This is a genomic window from Paenibacillus sp. PAMC21692 (assembly GCF_014303795.1).
GTDB classification, from domain to species: domain Bacteria; phylum Bacillota; class Bacilli; order Paenibacillales; family Paenibacillaceae; genus Pristimantibacillus; species Pristimantibacillus agaridevorans.
Genome location: NZ_CP060293.1, coordinates 1,768,718 through 1,790,000, shown reverse-complemented (window position 1 = coordinate 1,790,000; position 21,283 = coordinate 1,768,718). Strand labels below are relative to the sequence as shown.

Below are 21,283 nucleotides of genomic sequence, written 5' to 3'. Positions count from 1 at the left end.
GGGCGAGCCCCAACCCGATAAGGATAAGCCCCGCAAGCATGAACGACGGGTTGGGGAGCAGCAAAATAACGCCGCCCGCAACCGCCACGATTTGCCCCCAACGTATTAACACGGTATTGCGGACCTTCAGCGTAATAAAACCGGTAACAAGTCTGCCGACGGTTATTCCGCCATAGTACAAGGATATCCAAAGCGCTGCCGTTTCGGCTGCTATATTCCGCGCTCCTGCCAGGTAGCTCGCCCCCCACAATCCTACGAGGGATTCTGCTCCGCAGTAGATCAAGAAGGCGGCCAGCGACGGCTTGACTCCTCTGATCCGGAGGACATTTTTGCTCAAGCTGCCTGAAGACTCCTTCGACTCGGCTTCAGCCTGCGCCGGAGGGACCGGATTGCCAATCTGCTCTCTCTCCCTGACCGCCGCAACGCGTTTCCACAGCGGCAACGTGATCAGCAAGACCACCACGAGCGAGAATTGAATCAGGGCTACGGCCGTGTAACCTTCTCTCCAAGAGTTATGTTCCGCCATATAAAACGACATGATAATAGGCCCAGCAGTCGCGCCTACGCCCCAGAAACAATGCAGCCAATTCATATGGTGAGCCTTATAATTGTCTGCTACATAATGATTAAGCGCGGCATCGATCGCTCCCCCGCCTAACCCCAGAGGAATCGCCAATACGGCAAGCCAGGCGACCGATGGCGCCCATCCGAATCCAAGCAGCGCTCCTGCCGTCAGACAACAGCTGATCAAGGTCAGCCTTCCCGTCCCGATACGCTGCACCAAGCTTCCGCTTGCGAGACTGGATACGATCGTGCCGCCGGCTACGATCATGGACAAAATGCCAGCGTAACCGAACGAAACCCCCAAGTCGGGCCGCATCATCGGCCAGGCCGCCCCGAGCAGGGAATCCGGAATGCCAAGGCTAATAAATGCTAGATAGATAATAATTAGAAATAAAGTTGCCATCATGCTGCTCCTTCGGTTGTCAGTTCGATATCATGGCATGAAGCGCCAGCTGTTGCAAGCCGGTCAGATAATCCTGTCTCCAGCCGCTCATCGTGAGTATGGGCAAATGCGCTTGAGGAATATAAGTTGAACTGCGTTCCGCGATCTTGGTCAGTATCGCTTCGTCCACCTCATCATCGCAAAAAATGACCGCCCGCGGGTTAAGAATGGCTGCAAATGTCGCGATCAGACGAGCGACGGCATCGATCTGCCCTTCTCCCGTCAATTGAATACGGCTATTGCGTTCTTCCATTCGCAGCGCTTGAAGGAAAGATTGTTTGTCATACTGAGGCACGAAAGAAATCTCCCCGGAGAAAAACGTGCTTCCCCGCACGACATCTCCGTTGATCATAATGCCGGAGCCAGGTCCGTTCTGACCGAAATACAGATAGATAAGCGATTCGCCCTCCATCTCGAAGTTCGATGCGTACCCAAGTACCGAGGCGTTCATATCGTTCTCGACCACAACCGGTATCTGGAACCGGGACTCGAATTCCTCTTTTAGATCATAGTCAAGGAACTGCTGATACGGAGGGATGAAAATAATCTTGCCGTTATTAACGGCGCCGGGAACTCCAATGGCGATCGATCGAAGCCGCGGATACCGCTCAATCAACGACTCGATAAGGTTGGCAAGCAGGTCCGCGTCATGTTCGATCACGCTCGGCTTGACTCCCTGCTCCTTGATCTTGCCGATGCAATCAAAGATAGAGTAGCTTGTCTCGTCCTTCTCGAGGAAGACGGCAAGTCCCAGCATGTATTCCGGATCGTAGGCATAACGCTTGGCCCTGCGACCGCCGCTGGAATCATCGTCGCCCGTATAACTGATCTCGCCGTCCGTCTCCATCTGAGCCATGAATTTGCTGATCGTCGGGAAGCTGATCCCCAGTCGCTGGCTGAGCTCCGCCTTCGTCGCGCTTCCCATCGTTATAAGTCCTGCCCGGATCCGGTACAGGAACGACTCGTTCGTCATAACGTCCACAACCTTTCCAACAAAAATCGAAGACTTATTAAATCACTTTAATAAGTTGAGTTCATTTTAGCAGAGCTTGCCTGAAAGGACAACATAAATAACCGCAGCCGGCATGACCGAACTGCGGTTACTTATCAAAATATAAGGGACTTTCGATTCATTATGTTCATTGTGTGCAAAGCTGGAAATGAAACTATAATCGATCATGGACAACCCGTAAAGGAACTGAGAAGTCTTATTTTGATCATTTGGCGCGATAGTAGAATCTAACGGAACTGGGCGACGTTATTCGTGAGAAATCTAGTCAAACCACGAACTTATGCCCCTCTTAAGGGCTGTCAGTTCCGTTAGAATTGCAAAAATGGCACTTTTTGATGAAATAAAGCCTTTCAGTTCCGTTTGTCGATCAAAAATGGCTGCCCGTTGACGATACGCGTCCCGGCTCCACATCTTGCAACTGAACTCCCTGCGGCAATAATTTCTCGATTGCCTCTCGAAGCTTCGCGTCATGGTGGATTTCCTCGCTTAAGATCGCTACGATCCCCCGATCGGCGCTGGAGCGGATTAGTCGTCCCATGCCTTGCTGCAGACGAAGCAGCATATAAGGCAGGTCTACTTCTTCGTACGGAGCCGCCGCGGCTTCCCGCTTCGCCATAAACACCGGGTCCTGAGGCGGGAATGGCAGAGACCAGACGATGACGTTCGACAGAGAAGGACCAGGGATATCGAGGCCCTCCCACAGAGTTAAAGCGCACAGCACGCTTGTTTCGTCCCGTTGGAAATAGCCGATAAGGTGGCTGATTTCCGCGTCCCCTTCAAACAAAAATCGCATGTTCGCGAGTTCCGGATAGGAAGGAAGCAGCTTCTTGAACTGGAGCATTTCCTCCCTGCCGTTGAATAAAACCAACGCCCTGCCGCCGGTTTCGGCCAGCAGGCTCGCCGCAGCTTTCATTTTCTCCTCGGCCGAAGCCCTTTGCGTCCATTGCGGAGCTACGACTTTCATTTGGTTCTCGTAATCATAAGGAGATTGGGTGCTAAAGGACAAATAACGATCCGTTCCCAGACTGCTTGTTATATAGTCAAATGAACCGCCCACCGATAACGTCGCGGACGAAAAAACAATCGGCATATTTAGGGCAAATACCCTTTCGCGGAGCACTTCCTTAACCGCTCTGGGCATGATGACCAAGGTGAGTCCATCCTCTGCTTCGGTTGCCCAACTTATCAATGCGTCGGAGCTCTGGAACAAACTTAGGGCTTTCTGGATCGTCTCCAATTGCTCCTCGACAATCCGCAGCTGATACTCGTTCAAGGTATAAAGATCGCTCTCGAAAACCAGCTCTTCTTCGATGGCTTCGATTACTAGACGAAACAGGCGCACTTCTTCTTGCAAAGTTTCGCCCAGAATAATCCGTTTGCGCTCGGAGCCGGGAATATCCTCGCAATGTGCCGAAAGCGTGTAGAATAAGGACTCGCTGCGGTCAATCGCTTCGTCAATCAACACGGCCAAAGACTCCCTGATCTCGCCTTTCAACAAGCGGCAGACCAATTCTTCGAACCCCGAATGCTTCAAGCTGTAAGTCAACGCCTTCTGCGCTGCCGATTCCAACAGATGTCCTTCGTCGAATACAACGGCACAGTGATCCGGCAATAACGGGAGCTGGCCTTCCCGCTTCCGCCCCTCGTATGTCCACACATGCTCCATATAGAAATCATGCGAGCATATAATCAAATCCGTAGACTTCCGATAGTGTTCGCGGGTTAATGTCTGTCCGCAGCGATGTCTTTGATCGCAAGAGAAACAATCTTGAAACGTGTCCCAACTGATTTTGTTCCATTGATGGTCGTCCAAGTGCGGATATTGTTTGCGGTCTCCATAGGGATGGAAGGATTGCATAGCTTTATATTGATGAACAAAAGCCGGCAATTCGGCCCGTACCGCGCTATACACATCGTAATCCTCGTCGCCGGTCTTTACTTGGTCCATCTTGGCCAAACATAGATAACGATCCGCGGACTTCGCCATTCTGGCGTCGATCGTGAGGCTCAAATGATGAGCCAGCTTGGCAAGATCGCCTTCCGGCTTCGCAAGTTGCTCAATGAGAGACTCGTCCGCGCAGGCAATAATCGCAGGTTTACGGGTATAACGAGCGTAGCAAATCGCATACAACAGATACACCAGCGTTTTGCCCGTTCCTACGCCTGCCTCTGCGAAGATCGTCTGCTTTTCGGCAAATGCCCGCTCCAATTGGTAAGCCATATAAATTTGTTCGTCGCGAACCTCGAAGCCGGCTTCCGGCAATATGTCGTAGAACACATCCGCAACCCACTCTCCGACTTGCTGAAGAAAGGGACGGGAATGATCGTATTCGAAAGGATACTGTTTCAAAGTTGGTTCTGCCTCCAGGAATCATGTCGCAACATTATCGCATGTTCTTCCTGTTAAATCAAAGTTGTATCCGAGAGCGACATCCGCGCACGCAGTCACCGGTAAGTCGGGTATACAATTCCGGGTGCGGATACGGAGCGGAACGCGCCGGCCTCAAACGCCAGCTCCTCGTTTCCGTCCGCGCCGAACGGGATTCCCTCCCCGACGTCGCCGATCTGGATGGCGCCTTCTATCCGTCTTGCGCTCATGCCGATAAGGCCCGTGAGCTGTCCGGCGCGATCTGTAATAAGCCGGATGCCCGCCGGGAAGCAAAAGGCGAGCTTGCCGTCCATATAGACGCGGCATTCTTCCTCCCCGTTTATCAGTTCGAAGCTCTTACCGTCGACCTCCCGGCTGTAGGCGGTACGTTCGGCCAGCTTCTCGCCGTGGTCGAACGGATACGGCAGCAGCCCTGTGAACCACAGCTCCCCCGACGTCGTCGGCAGGATGCCGCTAAGCCGCTCCACATAATCCAGCATGCACAACAGCGCCGGCGAATACGACTCGGCGAAACCTTCCTTGCCCGTCCACGGACTTAGAACCTGACCGAACCGGGTCATCCGCGCCATCGCGGAAACGATGGGCTGCAGCACCCAGGTCAGCTCGACGTAGCGTCCATGATGCTCGAACGCATGCGGCGCCCGGATTAAGCTCAGGAAATTCGTCGCTCCCGCCCAGGTATTGTAGCTGGCGAACGGATCAAAGCGCGGATCGTCCATCGCGAGCGACGTAAAGGGATATTTGGCGAAAAACTTCGACGTATTAAGCAAATAAAGCCTCAGCATGCGATCGAAGAAATCCCGGTCCCCCACTTCGCTTGCCATGACCCGCAGCAGAACGTCGGACTGCACCTTTACGTGACGTCCTTGCTTGTCAACGTCGTAGAAGAAATGATCCTCCTCTTCGAAGCAATGCTTCATCAGACTGGCAAAGCTGGCCTCGGCCTTCTCTTGCCACGGCTCATGCGGCAGCCCGAGCTCGCGCGCCATGAGCGCCAGATAACGGCGGCTGCAATAGACGCTTGCCGTAAGATCCGGCGCCAAAAAGGGCACAAGCGGCGAGTCCGGGTACGGCAAAGCCGGATCGTCAAGATGCGGCGTATCCGGCACATGCCAGAACCTCGGCGACAGATCATGGCCCGTATCGAATGCGCAGAAAGCCTCCACGCAGCCGCTTCCCCTCGTGTCGCGATGCCGTGCGAGCCAGTCGTCGTAACGGGAGAGCGCCCCGTACATGAGCGGCAGGTAGTCGTCCGCGACGCGCCCCTTATGGAGAGCATAGTAGTTCCATGCGCTTCTCGCAGGCGGGGTCACAAGCTGTATTTGCTTGAAAGCCGCTCCCGTCGCCGTTATTTTGTACGGCAGCAGACCGTCCTCGCGCTGCAGTTCCGCGAACTGCCTGTACGTCGCCTCCGTTACAGTCGGCATAAACCGCGCGCACAGCTCCGCGTTGATCGTGCCCGTGCTCTCCAGCCAGCATCCGTAATAGACGCCGCCCTCCTGAAGAATCGGCCGTCCTTCTCCGTTCGGCTTGACGCAATCCAGCAGCCTGCGCACCGCTTCGTAATAAGCGTTCTCCAGCAGCGGCGAGGAGGCCGAGAACTTGACGCCCGTATCGACGAAGTATCCCAGCGTCGACTTGTCTTCAGATTTGTTAAGCTCGCCGACCCGTTCCGCTGCATCCAGATCGGCGAAGGCGGCCCGGAAGGAAGCAAGCTCTGTCTCATCTATGTTAGTTGTCATGACTACCTTCCTCTCCAATAACTGCCGAAACCTCGCAAAGGGCCGTCTCCAGACACGCATAAATAAACGGAGCAACCCCCTTGGCGTCATCGGCAACAACAGGCTCGCTTATATAGTAGGTGAAGGAGCCGTCCCGGTAAGGCTCTCCTCCAAGCCCCGCCACGCGGTTGATGCCGCTCACATGGACGTTCCCGTCGCCATCGACGGATGCCGCGTGCCGCAGCAAGCCGTGGAAGCCGCGCTCGACGACCTCCTCGTAGCACCGGCTCAAATATCCACGGTTCAGCGCCTTGCGAGCCGCATACAGAACCATCGCCGAGCCGGAGCTCTCCACGTAATTGCCGGTTCGCCCAGCCTGGCCAAGCACCTGATGCCAAAGTCCGCTCGGCGGGTCCTGCACCTTGGCCAGCGCCGCGAACAGCCGCTCGTATGTGCCGATCAGTTGTCCGCGCAGCCGATGCTCTTCGGGCATGTAATCGAGCGTATCCACGACCGCCATGCCGTACCAGCCGATCGCGCGCAACCACGGATGGGGCGACCTTCCATGCTCCGGATGCGCCCATTCCTGCTCCCGGCTCTCGTCGTAGGCGTGATGCAGCAAGCCCGTTCTCGGGTCGCGCGTGCGCCGCTCGGCAATCAACAGTTGCCGAGCGACGTCGTCCAGCAGCTCGGGGCGATTAAGCAGGCGGGACAGCTCGGCCAGAAACGGCCCCGCCATATACAGCCCGTCCAGCCATACCTGGTACGGATAAATCTTCTTGTGCCAGAAGCTGCCCTCGTCGGTTCGCGGCTGCCCCTCCAGCTGGCACAGCAATACAAGCGCGGCCTTTAGATAACGTTCCGAGTCCGTCGCGCGGTACAAGAACAGCAGCACCTTGCCCTGATTGACCTGATCTAGGTTGTAATCCTCCAGCGCATAGCTGCGAATGCGCCCCTCCTCATCCACGAAAAGGTCGATATTGCTTCGGATGTAGTTCAAATACGCCTCCGAGCCCGTTTCCTCGTAGAGCCGCGCCAGCGCGAGCAGCAGACAACCGCTCTCGTAATTCCAGCAGTCGCTCAAATGTGGATGCATGGACAGCGTCGGATACTGCCTCATGATCGAATCCGCCGTGCGGACGGCCCAATCTCTTGCGGACATTTTATTCTCCTCCTTTAAGCCTTCACTGAGCCCAGCAGCGCGCCTTTGGCAAAGTGCTTCTGCAGGAACGGATACACCACGAGCACGGGCAGGGTCGCGACGACGATGACCGCCATCTTGACCGCCTGGGACGGCGGCGGCGCGTCGGTATATACCGCGTTGTCGTAGCTTAACCCGCTCGCCAGCACGATAATTTGACGCAGCAGCACCTGCACCGGCCACTTGCCGGCATCGCTCAAGTAGAGGACGGCGTGCATGTACGTATTCCAGTACGTTACCGCGTAGAACAACGAAATCGTCGCAATCGCCGGCAACGAGCAAGGGATAATAATCCGGAACAGGATGCCGACATCGTTGCTGCCGTCGATCTTCGCCGATTCTTCGAGGGCGTCCGGCAGCCCCTGGAAAAACGTCTTGAGAATAATCATATTAAACACATTAATAGAAACGGGAACAATTAAAGAAAGATAAGAGTCCAGCAGTCCCGTCTCTTTGACGACCAGAAACGTCGGGATCATCCCGCCGTTAAACAGCATCGTGAACACGAACAAAAACATGATGCCGTTGCGTCCCATCAAATCTTTGCGCGACAGCCCGTAGGCCGTCAATACGGAGATCAACATGCTCCAAAGCGTGCCTGCCGCCGTCACTCCAAGAGATACCAGCATGGCCTTCGGCAACGTGCTGGTTGAAAAGATGTAGCGGTACGCATCCAGCGTAAATTCCGTCGGCACCAGCAAAAATTTCTTCGAGGCGATCTCCCCCGCCGTCGCGAAGGAACTGCCGAATACGTGAACGAAGGGCAGCACGGTCACGAGCCCGATCAGGCCCAGCAGCACCATATTAACTCCGTTAAACAATCGGCCGCTCCATGTTTTGTCGCCAACCATATGATTTCCTCCTCCCGGTTCCCGCACGGCCTCTAGTAGATGCCGTCCTCGCCGTATTTCTTGGCCAGCTTGTTCGCCCCGATGACCAGGACAAGTCCCACGAAGCCCTTAAAGAAGCCGACTGCCGTCGAATAACTGAGCTGGCCTTGCTGAATGCCGGATACGTACACGTACGTATCGAATATTTCCGCAACATGCCGGTTGGCGGAATTGAGCAACAAATATACATGCTCGAAACCCAGCTCCAGCACATCGCCTATTTTCAGAATGAGCAGCACGACGATCACGCTCCGAATCGCCGGCAAGGTGATGCTTATCATTTGTCGGATGCGGCCCGCTCCGTCCATCTTGGCCGCTTCGTACAGCTGCGGATCCACCGCCGCGATCGCAGCGAGGAAAATAATCGTGCCCCAGCCCGCTTCGCGCCAAATCACTTGAAGAATGTACATCGGACGGAACCACTCCGCCTGAAGCAGGAAATTGATTTTTTGGAAACCTAGCATCTCCAGCACGCTGTTGACGATGCCGCCGTCCACGGTAAAGATGACAAAGCTGATCGAGACAACGATGACCCACGACATGAAGTGAGGCAAATAAACCAGCGTCTGAATAGTCCGTTTGTAGCCCTCTGATCTCAGTTCGTTCAGCATAAGGGCCAGGATAATCGGAATCGGGAAATAAATAACGAGCTGCAAAGCGAACAAAATAAGCGTGTTGGAGAAAATCATCCAAAAATCCGGAGACTGAAACAATCGTTCGAAATGCTCGAAGCCGACCCATTCGCTTCCCATAATGCCCTGATAAGGTTTGTAGTTCTGGAACGAAATAATAAGGCCGTACATCGGAATATATTTGTAGATGATAATGTAGAGCAAGCCGGGCAAAATCATCAGGTACAGCCATTTGTTTTTCATTAGGCTTCGCATAAAGCGGCCTCTCCCGCCCGATGACGTCGTCAGCTGGTTGTTCATCTCTTCCGCCCTCCCAATTGCCGCTAGTGTCGCCGTAATGCGTTAATTTCGCATAACAAATACCCGTGTTATCCGTCCGGAAAACATGGTTTAAATATAGCGATTGATGAATCTGTTTGCCGCAGGCCGCTCCGGGCGGAGCAGCCGCGGCAAACCGGTAGTGCGAGTTCAAAACTGTTAGTGTGTTTTCTTACTTGCTCTGCTCGTACGCGGCGTTAAATTCTTCGATCATTTGAGCGCCGCCCTCCGACTTCCAGCGCTCCACTTCCTTGTCGAAGCCAGCCTCGTCCAGCGAACCCAGCATATAGTTGTATGTGGCGTCCGTAATGATCTGAGCGAGACGGTCCTTATGCTTCGTAAACGTGTCGGAGTCCAGCGTTAGCGTTGGGTCTGACACGACATACGAATCGTTGTCCGCGAACAAGTCCTGCGCCTTCTGCATCGGCGCATAATCGTAGCTTCCCTCCAGACGTCCGTTCGTCGCCGGATCGCCTACTTCGATCGTGTTATAAGGTTTGACGTCGCGATCGATCTTGGCCTGATCGGATACCGGCACCGCTTTGCCGCCTGTGACGGTATAATGTTCGCCTTCGATTCCCCAATACAGCAGATTGGCGATTTCCGGACTCATCAGACCATCCATAAACGCGAGCACCTGCTTGAGCTCCTCCTCGGATTTGATCGCCGATTTCGGGAACAGATACGGGTGGTTGAAGCCCGGTCCGGAAAATACGGTAAACTCGCCGCTCGATCCCTTCACCTGATTATGAACGTCCAGCTTGGCGTCCGGCTGCACTTGCGACAAGCCGGTGTACAGCTGCTGCACGTCGCACATGCATCCAATGTACACGCCGGCTTTGCCGTTGCTGATCATATTCTGCTGATCGGTTTTGCTCGTTACCGGGAAGTCCGAATTGATGTAGCCGTTCTCCCGAAGCTTCTTGAAGAAGTTCATCGTTTCCTTGTACGAAGGGAACAGGAAGGCTGGCGCCAGCTTTCCTTCGAGCACGCCCCATTCGTTCGGGGTTCCGTTCCACGAAGCGACCGTCTTGAAGGCGCCCGAAGCCAGATCTCCTCGATCGGCCAGACCCAGCGTATCCTTTTGACCGTTGCCGTCGGGATCCTCGTTCGTAAACTTCTCGATCATGGCATACAATTCGTCCAGCGTCTGCGGCGCGGACAGTCCAAGCTTCTCCGCCCAATCCTGACGGTAGATCATGCCCTGGCGGGAGAGCGGACGTCCTTGATACAGCGCGTACAGGTTGCCGTCCACCTTCGTATTGTTCAATACTTCCGGCTTCAGTTTCTTCAGGTTCTCATATTGATCGATGTATGACGCAATATCCCAGAATTGACCGTCCCGGATCGCCTCTCTGTTCGCGCCCGTGATGGTGATGTTCACGATGTCCGTCAGACTGCCTGTCGCGGACGCCGCATTCATCCGGTCCTGGAAGGTCGATGCCGGAATCCACTGAATGTCCAGCTCGACGTTCAGCTTCTCTTCAATGAGCTGCTCGATCTTCGGATCCGGCGTCTCCGCCATATGCAGCGGCGTCATAATGGATATTTTGGCCGGCGCGGCCTTTCCTTCCGTACCTCCTGTTCCCGCGTTGTTGCTTCCCCCCGTTGAATCGTTGCCATTACTGTTGCCGCATGCGCTGGCAAGCAGCGTCAGCGTCATAAACATGCCGATTGCAGCTCTCCGCTTCACGCTTCTTCAACTCCTCGATCTGTAGTGGTTGTTGCTCCATTATCGTAAGCTGCCGAGAGGCGTATCGCCTATACTCATATCGCCAGTTCCCTTGCCACGCAAGGGATTGCGGGGGTTTCTAATGAAATGATTATGCAGGATATGGCGCCCCCCGTTTACTTGCCTCCGTATTGCGCGCGATACTGCCCCGGCGTCATCTCCTCCTGCTTGCGGAAGGCCCGGATAAAATTATGGGAATTGTTGTACTTCAGCCGCTCGGCGATATCCTTGACGGTCATATCGGTCTCCGTCAGCCACTGCTTGGCGATCTGCAGCCGGTAGCCCGCCAAATACTCGCTGAACGTGTGGCCGGTCTCCTTCTTGAAGACGCTGCTGAGATAGCTTGCGTTATAATGCAGGCGCGCGGCACAATCCTCTAACGTAAACTCGGATTCATAATGATTCCGGATCAAATCGATAATGCGCTCCGACAGTTTCTGATCCTGCGAGCTGCGGCGCTCGCCGAATTGACGGAGCATCGGAAGCACCAGCTTCTCCTTGAACCACTCCTCGATCTCCTCGCTGACATGCAGCGCCAGAACTTCCTCGTATAACGACATCCGATAGGCGCCGCTTTTGCCGAGCGTGATTCCCTCTTCCTGGGCAAGCAGCAGAATGCGGTTGAGCAGCCGAACCAGCGACAACTGGTAGTGATCCGGCAGCTCGATCTGGTGGATGGCATCCGACATCCAGCCGCGCAGCAGCGTCAGCGCCTCCTCCTGCTCCGCAAGCTTGATCGCCTGCACCAAATCGTGTTCCGTCCGGACCGGATACTCCGCAATGATCGAGGACTTGCCCGCGTTCAGGCTGCCATACGGCACGATAATCCCTTTGCCGAGCCGTATTCGGTAGGTCAGCGCCTCCAGCGCTTCCTCGTAGGCGCGCGCGGCATGCTTCATATCAAAAAAGATGCCGCTGATGCCAATGCTGGCGGATAACCCGAGATAACGGGCGATCAGATCCTTCAGTTTCTCCGTCAGCCGGTAGACATGCTCGTCTGCCGCTTCGCGCCCTCCGCCCTCGTAACCGGTAACCACAACGACGGAACGGTCCATCAGCAGGACGGGAAGACGCTGTTCCTTCGGCACGACCTCCTCCGTCATATTGGACACGGCGAATAGCAGCAGCTCCAGATCCTTGGATTCGTAATGCGTATTCTCCAGCGTGTCGACCTGTATGGCAAGGACCGCCATATGCTCCCAAGCGCGGCTCAGTCCGAAATGCTCCAGCTTTTCTCGAATCTCGGTCTCCTTGAGACTGCCGCTGAGCATCCGATGCAAGAACAGCGCGCCGACCTGCTGCGCCTGGCTGCGCATCTCGTTCTCCAGCTTGGAGTTGGAGTTGAACAACTGCTTGATATGATCCTCGATAACCTGGACCTCATTGCGCGACGAGGGTTCGCTGCCCTCGCTCCCGCCTTCGATTGCGGTAACCAAACGGTTGAGCGGCCTGTACAGCTTGTTCGTGGACAACCAGACGATGCCGAAGCACAGCAGCAGGATAAACAGGCTGACCGCCAGCGTAAACCAGCCGATCTGCCGCGATTCCGACGTCAACTTGTCGATGGATACGACAGACATATACGTCCAGCCGTTAAAGGCGGATTTCATATACGTCACCGTATAGGGGCGGCCGTCCAGCTCCGCATGCAATTGGCCGGAAGCGCCCTTCATCGCAAGCTCCGCCTGGGCAACCGGATGTCCGGAGAGCGGCTGGCCGATCATCGTTCTGTTCTTGTGCAATATAATTTGACCGTCCTCGTTTACCACGAGGATTTCCTCTTGCCCCTCTCCGTCCGTAATAAGACCCGTAATGCTGCACGCCGGGATATTCGCGATGGCCAGCGCGTATTTGTGAATCGTAATATGAGGCAGCTGCTTAATCAGGCTAATCATATAGGGACAGCTTTGGCTCGAGATGGGATCCTTGTAGTCGCTTTTAGCCACAAGCTGCCATGAGGTATGCGGAGTCAAATCGAATTTAGCAAGGTACGTTGCTTCGTCGGGATGCTCGTTCAGCCGCTTGATGCCCGAATTTTTGATCAGCCAGTTGCGCTGTTTGTTAACGATGATAACGTCCTCTACCTTCGTATCAAAAGACTGCAGGTGAGTAATCTCGCTCTTGAGATTGTTGTACAGCTGGAAGCTGGGCGCCTCCATCTCGCTGTACATCGCATCCTCCATAACGCGGGATTCCGAAAGGTTCGTCAGCGTATGCTCCACCGTTTTGAGCACTTGCTCGATGCTCGCGTTTAATTGGCTCAGGTATTGAACCTCGGCTTGATTGACCCTCTCTTGTACTTGTTTGGAGGACTGGATATAGGCGAACAGCCCGATCGCGACGACGGGCAGGATACTGAGTACGCTTCCAAGAAGAATCATTTTTTTTAGCAAGCTTTTTTTGCGCATGATGCCGGCAACCTTTCCGTAAACCATGATTACCTTTCATTATAATCGTCAATAGTGATATTATCGAGCCTTACGACAGCTCCCACAAATTGGAACAAGGAGTCCTCCCATTGCAAGCATACGTAGAAGTTATTTTTCGAACGATCGCCGCTTTTATCCTCCTAATGATCACGTCGAGAATTCTAGGCAAGCAGACGATATCCAATATGACCTTCCATGACTTCGTGAGCGGCATCACGCTGGGCGCCATTGCGGCGAATTTGGCGTTTAACGATAAGCTCAACCATTGGCTCATCGTCGTATCGCTTCTTATGTTCTTCGGCATCTCTTTCCTCGTGTCCAAGATCGCGCTCAAAAACCGGGCATGGAACCGGGTAGTATCCGGCACTCCGACCGTCGTTATCGAAAACGGCAAAATTCTCGAGGACAACATGCGAAAAATCCGCTACACATTGGACTCTCTGGCCCAATCTTTGCGTGAAAAAGATATTTTCAATATGGAGGAGGTTGAGTACGCGTGCCTGGAGGATCATGGGAAGCTGTCCGTCAAGAAAAAAAGCGAGTATGAGTGGGTGACGCGCAAGGATATGAAGCTGCATACCGCGGCCGTCAAGTCGTTCCCTGTCGAGCTGATTATGGACGGTAAAATCATGGAAGACAATCTTGCCCAAAACGGGCTGACCGTCCAATGGCTGGAGCAGGTGCTGCAAAAGCGGAAGAAGTCCGTATCCGACGTGTTCTATGCCGTGAGAGGTACGCAATATCAGTTGTATTTTGACTACTATCGGGATCACATTGATAAACCTATCGATTAGCCCCGACCTCACTGCGCTCTTCCCTCGCTGGCCGAGTGCTCACTCTATTGAATTTACCTGATTTGTTTTCATATTAAACGGGTGAGAAAAACGCCTGTCGACGGCGTCTCTTCGGCGTCTCTTCTGCGTTTCTACGGCGTTTCTATTTGCCCCGTCGAAGTCCACGCCCTGCTGCCGCGATTGTAATGGACACCAGCGACTCTTACATCTTCAAATCTGAGGCATTTCTCCCCTTTTAAGCATCTAAGAGTCGCGTATGTCCGTTACAATCGCGACTAACGAAAACAGGCGGCTAAGGGTCGATAATGAGGCCGTTGATTCATTGCGTGCAAAACTGGAAATGAAGCTGCAATCAATCATCGCAAACCTGTTAACGGAAGTGAGGGCCCTTATATGGATCGTTTGGCGTGATTTTAAAATCTAACGGAAGTCTGCGACGTTATTCGTGAGAAATCCAGGCAAACCGTGGACTTTTGCCCATCATAAGGGCTGTCAGTTCCGTTAGATTTGCAAAGTGCCGCTTTTTGCTGAAATAACGCCTTTCATTTCCGTTACAGTTGCTCCCGTTCATTTCTTACCGGACACTTGCCCGCAATTTCACCTTGCACAATGAATAGACAGCCTCCTGGTGTCTGTTATTATCACAAGGGTATTGAATCAAGAACCTAATTCTTTGTATATTCGTTTGACTCTTTTGAGTTGTGGAGCCGTTAAATATGGTTCTCTTGTTCGTAAAACATTCAAAAATTTCTCTTTATTCTCATCCGTTATGGCAACAAGCGTGCTTTCGGAATGCTGCGGAATTTCCTTCGTTCTGCAAGTTTCCAGGTGTTGGAGCAAAAACGGAAAAATCTCGTCATTGTTTTTCTTACTGACGGCTGCCAGCTTCGCAAGCGTTAGGACGCCCTTGTCAATTGTAATAACCGAGCCTGATTTCATAGTTTCTTTTAAAGTGTTAAGATGAGCCATTATGGATTCCGAAGCTACCCCCGCAATCGTGGATAACGCTGTCATGCCGCCCCATACCAAACGGTTATCGCGGCTCTTCAGCAGCTCTACGAAAGTCGATGCATACTTGCTTATGAGTTCGGGCTTAACTTGCCCGATCTCGTACGCTACTTTAATGCAATCGTATTGAATCCTTTTGTCCTTGCCAGACAGGTTTTCGATTATGACTTCTATACCTGCTTGATCTTCTTCGTTAGCTAACTTGTGGGCCAGTTCAATGTTTGGCTCCTCATCGTTTCGACTTAATTGAGAAGCTAGTAGGCTCACGATCGAGATTGACATCATAATCCCTCATTTATTAATCTATTTTGTAAATTCATTATAGCAAGTAATCAGACACCTATTTTGTCTTGTACAAAAGAAAAGAGGAACTGACCGCCAGGTCCATTCCTCCTTTGATATTGCTATACCTTTCGTGCAAGTACTTCTACACCGACATGGGACCAAATACAGGCAAGGGAATTCCGAGGGCATCCTTTACATTCGTTGTCGGATTAAATCCGGAGCCGTACATGAGCCGGCAGTCCCGTGGAACCGCTCCTTCGAAGCGAATGACTATCCCTTGCCTGTCAGGTGTTATTGCCGCGCTAATAGGCAGCCTTAACCCATTAGCCTCTGCCGAAAACCCATAAATCCTTTCCTCGTTTATTAAATAGCCGTTTGTCCCCGTTATGACAATTAACAGCTCGGTACGATCGTTATTCCATTGAACGCGATCCGGGCGCGGTCCTGTCGAATATCCCTCATATCCATAAGAGGTTCTAAGAGCCTGCAGCGCCATCCGATGGCCGATTTCACGGAGTGAGTGGGTACTTAGATGAATGATATCCGACAGCTCCGCATCTATTGTAGGAACCATTGCCGCCGGGACAAGCGCTTCTTCAAGCTTAAGCTGCTCGTCTTGAATTCGGTTCCACCAAACGGCATCGGAATCCATAAAATAGACCACGGACAATTGGGCGTAGATGAAAGGAATCCGCCGATCCCCGAGATCGTGGCGGAGATCGGCCACCCACGCTTTCATTCGGTCCGCATACCTGGGTGCATTCTCGCCGTCTGCCTCAGCCTCCCCTTGGTACCACAAGCAGCCTTTTATTTTGCCCCCCAGCTTAATAATTTTGCGAAGCATGGCCCCGTACAAGGACGATCCTGCATCGTCATCTCCGTTCGGCGTCTTCCCCCACTGGATCATAGACGATCCTCCATGTGCACACATGATCAATCCAATGGGGACTCCAGTATGCCGCAGCATCGTTTTCGCGAACGGAATTCCAAGCCCGGCGCCAATGGTTCTATCACGTCTTTCGCGATCGGCAGCTTCTCCACGCTCATTCTCGGGCACTCTCCAATTCACGCGATCCAGCGACTCGTTTAACCAACACAGCGGTTCGTGCGCAATATCCCATTTGTCCCCCATGTAAAAGCAGCTGACCCCGGTTTGCGGCATTTCGACTTCTATTAATTTGCCGCAGCCCTCCATATTGGATTGACCTGCCAACACCCACAAATCTCCAACATGGACGGGATCCGCAACGATGGAGCCGCTCAGTCCTCCGTCAGTGAACCGGCATTCTATCCTGTAGGAGCCTGTGTGGACTTCTCGAAAACAACCCTTGTACGTCGGCCCATCGGTTTCCCATCTCGCGCTGCCGATCCGTCGTCCTGCTGCGGACAGCAGTAGAACCTCTATCACTCCCCGACTTTCCCCCGAGAGGGTCAGCTTGTATGAAATATCCGCCTGCCCGATTTCATCACGCTGATAAACGCGATGATTCGACGGTCCATCCATCGTTATCAATGGTCTGCACGACTCCTTTGCACAATGGTAATTTCTTCACTTCGCATTTTTGCTTTGAAAAACATTCTTAATCGCTTCTAAGTATTCCATACCGTTCACTGAGTCCGGCTCTAGATAACTGCCTTCCGTCCACTCGTTCCATGCATTAATCGTAAAAAGCTTCGGAACAGTCGACGATGAATCAAGGAATAGCTTGACCGCCTCAAGTGCCTTTCGAAATTCATCCGGCGTATTGTTGACCAGAACCGGCGTGTAGGGATAACCGACTTCATCGTATACTTCCGATTGGACCGTCCTCGGACTGGGGTCCCAGCCCATCGTTACGTTCGGGAAATATGGAACCTGATATTCATCGGTGAACTTCCTGAAATCCCCTTGGTTAACTTCCCTAAATGAAGCATAATCCGTTGCGGGAAAGTTTGGCATCGGGTTGTGATGCACCCAAATATACGAAGTGACGCTATCGAATCCGAGCTGTTCCATATAACCGTTAACATCCACAATCATTTCTTCCGACGGCAACGCCTGTATTCCCCATACGATTGCATTAAGATGTAATTCTCCGAGACCGGCGTCCCGCACGCGTCTGCGGAAATCCTGCAGCATGTTGCGCGTCTTCTCCAGACTTCCATCGAACCCTTTTATCAAACTCATTAACTCGTATAGGGATACATACAGTCCTCCGTTCACCTTCATATAAGAAGGGTGGGAAAAATAATGCTCGATCATATGATCGGTAGCCTGGATGAACACTTCTTCCGATATGGCACCCTGAGACAGCTTGGCATGCGGAGGATTCCGCTTGGCGGGATGCAGGTCCTCCCAATCGTGATTGGCCCACATCAGCGCAAAGGAAAGTCGATCGTTATTGGCTGCTCCCAAAAACCCCTCTTCCAGTGCCCGTTGCAGGAAAGGACCTTCTTTGTACCAGTACCAATCGAATATAAATGAAGTTAGTCCATGATCCACCGCTGCATCGATTTTCTTGGCCATAACGTCGGGATCCGCCTCGTCTTCATACCCCCAAACCGGCACTTTAGGCTGTTGATGCCCAGGGAATCGCGGCGATCCCCGTTTGACGAGCTCCCACTCGGTCCACCCTTTGCCGTGTCGTTCGATATTGCTCCGGTCCTCATGATAATTGGGGAAATAATAAGCCGCGATTTCGTACTCATCCTGTCTTTTCTTTGTCATGCAACTCCACTTCTCCTTCTGTTCTTATATCGATGTCAGGGAAGAATCGTTACACTCGGATCCCACATCGTGGCGTCATAGTAATGGTTACCGTTTTTATTAACAATAAAATAAAGCTTATCTCCCTCATTGACCGAAACTTGAAAATCATAGCTTGCGCCCGTGACGGTATCCATTCCGGCTATCGTAGTTGGCCCCCATATCATTGAACCATTTTTCTTGATCGTCGCGATAACGCCGTCCCCGCCAGTTCCGCCCATTCTCACTGTGCCGGCCAGGACAACAGTTCCCGTAGTCGGGGCTACCCATGTCCGCACGGAATCATGCGCATCGGGGTGCTGGGTTCCCGCGCCAATTCGTAAATAGGTCTGGCTCCCGTTCCAGACGCCCATATCGGACAAGTAAGCGGACATGTCGTGGTACACACTTCCGTCCCATTCCTGATACAACCACTGGTTGGATCCCTGCGCGCCCGAGAAGCCGGCGGATGCGAGATACGGCGTCCCGTATGTAATCTTCGGATCCCAGTTCGTCACATCGTAATAATGATTGCCGCGTTTATTCACGTTAAAGTAGAGCGCTTCTCCCCGCTTTACGTTGAGGACAAAATGATGCTCCAAGCCCGCAATGTCGTTACCGTTCATTGTATAAGGTCCCCACACATCGCTTTCCAGGAAAGGATAGGCTCCGCTTCGCTTGATTCGAACTTCGACACCGTCTCCGCCTTGACTGGACTGTCCGAGAGCAATATTGCCCGAGACCAGAATGGTTCCGTCCTTCGGCGCAATCCATTTGCGCACGGCATTGTACGTCTCTCCCGGCGACATCCAATTACCCGCGATCAACGCATAGTCCTCATTGCCCCTCCAGCGGTTGTTCGTCCCGTCCCAATTCATGTTCGTCAGATACATGGAACTGGAGTACGGTGTATATTGCTGAAAATACGCCCAATTGTTCAGGCCTTGGGAAGAACCAAAGTCAGTAGATGCGCGGAATATATTAGGTACGGTTATGGGACCGGGCGCGGAAGGACCGCCGGATTGGAACGAAGCGGTTGCATAGCCGGATATGTTGCCGTCTCCATCTACCGTTCTCACCTTGTACGTGTCGCTGATGCTGCCGTCAGTGACGAAATCGTAGACTCCCTTCGAAACTTTGTCGATGACGATGCCGTTTCTTTCGATTTCATAATAGGAGATCCATCGATTGTCCGCTCCCGCAGTCCAAGTCAATTCCACTCCATAACGGTCCATGTTGTACGCAGTCTTTTTGATTACATGGCTTGGCGCCGTCGGAGTAGTATCGTCCGTTCCGGCTCCCGGATAACCGGTAACATTAAACAAAACGACCTCGCCAGGCTGCAGGTTCGTAATCGCAACCCCATTGGTTTTCCAGTAGGAGCCGGTATGCGTCTGAGGCGTGCATCCTCCCATGTAACAACGCAGCGTATAGTTATCGTCGTTGACCAGCCCTTTGGGGTATACGGTGAAGTCAGCATTAAAATACGGCGTGAAAGAGCTGAACTGAATCGTCGATTTCGACTGATTCCCGTTCGTCTTTTGCAGAATATGGGTAGAATCGCCGCTGCTTATGGTTGGGCGAAACACTTTGACCCAGCGGCCTATAAGCCCTTCCGAAGCCAGATAGCGGTTGAATTCGTAATATTTCCGCGTATTTTCCTTCACGACCGGATCCTTGGGATCAAAGGTGTTAAAATCCGACGATATCTCCGGTCTGGAGGCGGGCCAATCGATTTTATCGATCGGCAGCTTCAACGACTGATAATACCCGGCATAATGATAGGCGTTGCCGTCAGTAACCTGTTGGGTGTCGGAGAAGCGCAAGGCTTCCATTAGCAGCGTTTCGCCGCCCGAGGAACAGCCGTTAATCCACGCTAACGGGTTGGCATCCTTAAATGCCTTCAGCAACTGGAAGAAGTTTTGCGACTGCATCAGCATGTCATTGTCGCTGCCGCCCACCTTCCATGCCGGCATCCCATCGTATCGCCATTGGTATGGCCCCCATGCCGACTGCATTTCATTGGCCTTATTCAAAATCCAATTGTACACATCCGGCTTGGCCAGGTTAAGATGGAGTCCGTAGAACCCTACGCCGTCTCCATCGGCTACCCAATCCGGATGATCGTTCACGACCTGCGAACCGTAATCTGCTTGCCAAAGCGGAGACCACAGCTTAAGCATCATCCCGCTTTTCTGCAAAAAATCATTTGTTTTAGCCAGATCGTCACTGTCGATATTCTCTTGCCAGTCTCCCTTGTTGTTGTACCAGTTCGCATCGATATGAACCGTGTGTCCGCCTACGTAGCGGTTGTAGTTAATGGATTCAAATGCCCGTTATAATCGAAGGACAGCCATATCCCTTCTGAAGAAGAGTGGTTGCGAAAGACGAATAAGGAATCGTACACTGCTGTTCCTTGTTCATAACTGCCCAGACCAAATTCGTAATGTCCGTCCACCGTAGTTACTTCCGGATAATCGTAGGAGTCGAATGTCCGCGCATACGTTGTCGTCATGGGAACCGTCTTCAGCATCCCCGATCCGGTAAAGTTCCCGCCTCCAGTCATGTAATGTAAATCCACATTGTCGATATCATTCTGCATAACGCGCTGCTTGAACATATAAGGGGAGGAAAAATACTGTGAGCTGCCCGATATGTTCTTGAAATCTGTCCATTCTCTAATCGCGCCAGTCGAAGGGTACACCACATAGTGGCGCGTCACAAGCAGCACGCTGTTGTGGAACGTAACCTGCAGTTCAAGTTCCCCTTGCGATAAAGTGCTGATCGAATGGGTATCGTAAATCCAACCGGCCGTCGAACCACTATAGACGGTATTGCCGGTCTTTATTTGAAACTCGTCCGAATGTTGTGTGCCCTGAATGTATTCCTGGTTCGTCTTTTTATTTTTGAAGCTGGTTAGAAGAAATTGCCCGCTTGCATTCAACTGTATCTTTTTTTCCACTTCCGCTGTCCCAAACGACCATGTTTGGGTATTCGAATCGTAAGTCACATATCCATCACCCGAAGTATCCGCGGCAGCTTTTTCGATGCCTAAAGATTGTGTCATCAGTATTAGAATTGCAACAAGACATGCAACGATAAGACAGTTACGATAAAACCACTTATTTTTCGTCAACTGTA

General features: G+C 52.6%; 15 protein-coding genes (1 of these 15 only partly in view). 1 reads left to right on the top strand and 14 read right to left on the bottom strand.

The window, feature by feature from the left end:
* The 9 genes from H7F31_RS07160 to H7F31_RS07120 form a co-directional block, all read right to left on the bottom strand.
* Nucleotides 1-970, bottom strand: the 5' portion of a protein-coding gene (locus tag H7F31_RS07160) for an MFS transporter (RefSeq protein WP_397374021.1). 254 nt of this gene lie to the left of the window's left edge; 970 of the gene's 1,224 nt are visible here — the first part of the coding sequence; the start codon lies at nucleotides 968-970; the stop codon falls past the left edge of the window.
* A 16-nt stretch (nucleotides 971-986) separates the two neighbouring features.
* Nucleotides 987-1,979 carry an ROK family transcriptional regulator gene (locus tag H7F31_RS07155; RefSeq protein WP_187103572.1) on the bottom strand — a complete coding sequence of 331 codons (993 nt, stop codon included), beginning with the start codon at nucleotides 1,977-1,979 and terminating at the stop codon, nucleotides 987-989.
* A gap of 406 nt (nucleotides 1,980-2,385) precedes the next feature.
* Entirely contained in the window at nucleotides 2,386-4,368 is a 1,983-nt protein-coding gene (locus H7F31_RS07150; RefSeq protein ID WP_187103571.1) for an ATP-dependent DNA helicase, read from the bottom strand.
* 95 nt (nucleotides 4,369-4,463) lie between these two features.
* Nucleotides 4,464-6,149, bottom strand: coding sequence for an MGH1-like glycoside hydrolase domain-containing protein (locus tag H7F31_RS07145; protein ID WP_261800335.1), 1,686 nt, complete (start codon nucleotides 6,147-6,149; stop codon nucleotides 4,464-4,466).
* On the bottom strand, nucleotides 6,139-7,290 hold the full coding sequence (locus H7F31_RS07140) for a glycoside hydrolase family 88/105 protein (protein WP_187103570.1): 1,152 nt from the start codon (nucleotides 7,288-7,290) through the stop codon (nucleotides 6,139-6,141). The genes H7F31_RS07145 and H7F31_RS07140 overlap by 11 nt, the downstream gene beginning before the upstream one ends.
* Nucleotides 7,291-7,304: 14 nt before the next feature.
* Nucleotides 7,305-8,180: a carbohydrate ABC transporter permease gene (locus H7F31_RS07135; RefSeq protein ID WP_187103569.1), complete on the bottom strand. Its 876-nt coding sequence runs from the start codon at nucleotides 8,178-8,180 to the stop codon at nucleotides 7,305-7,307.
* A 32-nt stretch (nucleotides 8,181-8,212) separates the two neighbouring features.
* Nucleotides 8,213-9,151, bottom strand: a complete 939-nt coding sequence (locus H7F31_RS07130) for an ABC transporter permease (RefSeq protein WP_187103568.1) — start codon at nucleotides 9,149-9,151, stop codon at nucleotides 8,213-8,215.
* A gap of 190 nt (nucleotides 9,152-9,341) precedes the next feature.
* A complete protein-coding gene (locus H7F31_RS07125) occupies nucleotides 9,342-10,838 on the bottom strand; it encodes an extracellular solute-binding protein (protein WP_187105246.1) in 1,497 nt (498 codons plus the stop codon).
* A 179-nt stretch (nucleotides 10,839-11,017) separates the two neighbouring features.
* Complete coding sequence (locus H7F31_RS07120) at nucleotides 11,018-13,309, bottom strand: helix-turn-helix domain-containing protein (protein WP_187103567.1); 2,292 nt, start codon at nucleotides 13,307-13,309, stop codon at nucleotides 11,018-11,020.
* A 110-nt stretch (nucleotides 13,310-13,419) separates the two neighbouring features.
* On the opposite strand from H7F31_RS07120, the gene H7F31_RS07115 reads away from it, so the two are divergent.
* A complete protein-coding gene (locus H7F31_RS07115; protein WP_187103566.1) occupies nucleotides 13,420-14,124 on the top strand; it encodes a DUF421 domain-containing protein in 705 nt (234 codons plus the stop codon).
* A 657-nt stretch (nucleotides 14,125-14,781) separates the two neighbouring features.
* Here H7F31_RS07115 and H7F31_RS07110 read toward each other — a convergent pair.
* The 5 genes from H7F31_RS07110 to H7F31_RS07090 all read right to left on the bottom strand — a co-directional run bounded on the left by H7F31_RS07110 (nucleotide 14,782) and on the right by H7F31_RS07090 (nucleotide 21,278).
* Nucleotides 14,782-15,414: a hypothetical protein gene (locus tag H7F31_RS07110; RefSeq protein WP_261800334.1), complete on the bottom strand. Its 633-nt coding sequence runs from the start codon at nucleotides 15,412-15,414 to the stop codon at nucleotides 14,782-14,784.
* A 145-nt stretch (nucleotides 15,415-15,559) separates the two neighbouring features.
* The gene (locus H7F31_RS07105; protein WP_261800483.1) at nucleotides 15,560-16,921 is read right to left on the bottom strand and encodes a sialate O-acetylesterase; all 1,362 of its coding nucleotides are present in this window, start codon (nucleotides 16,919-16,921) and stop codon (nucleotides 15,560-15,562) included.
* Nucleotides 16,922-16,966: 45 nt separating this feature from the next.
* Nucleotides 16,967-18,124 carry a glycosyltransferase WbsX family protein gene (locus H7F31_RS07100; RefSeq protein ID WP_187103563.1) on the bottom strand — a complete coding sequence of 386 codons (1,158 nt, stop codon included), beginning with the start codon at nucleotides 18,122-18,124 and terminating at the stop codon, nucleotides 16,967-16,969.
* A gap of 35 nt (nucleotides 18,125-18,159) precedes the next feature.
* Nucleotides 18,160-20,328 (bottom strand): alpha-amylase family protein, encoded by a 2,169-nt coding sequence (locus H7F31_RS07095; protein WP_187103562.1) that lies wholly within the window; start codon nucleotides 20,326-20,328, stop codon nucleotides 18,160-18,162.
* 113 nt (nucleotides 20,329-20,441) lie between these two features.
* Nucleotides 20,442-21,278, bottom strand: a complete 837-nt coding sequence (locus H7F31_RS07090) for a hypothetical protein (protein WP_187103561.1) — start codon at nucleotides 21,276-21,278, stop codon at nucleotides 20,442-20,444.
* Between the last annotated feature and the right edge of the window lie 5 nt (nucleotides 21,279-21,283).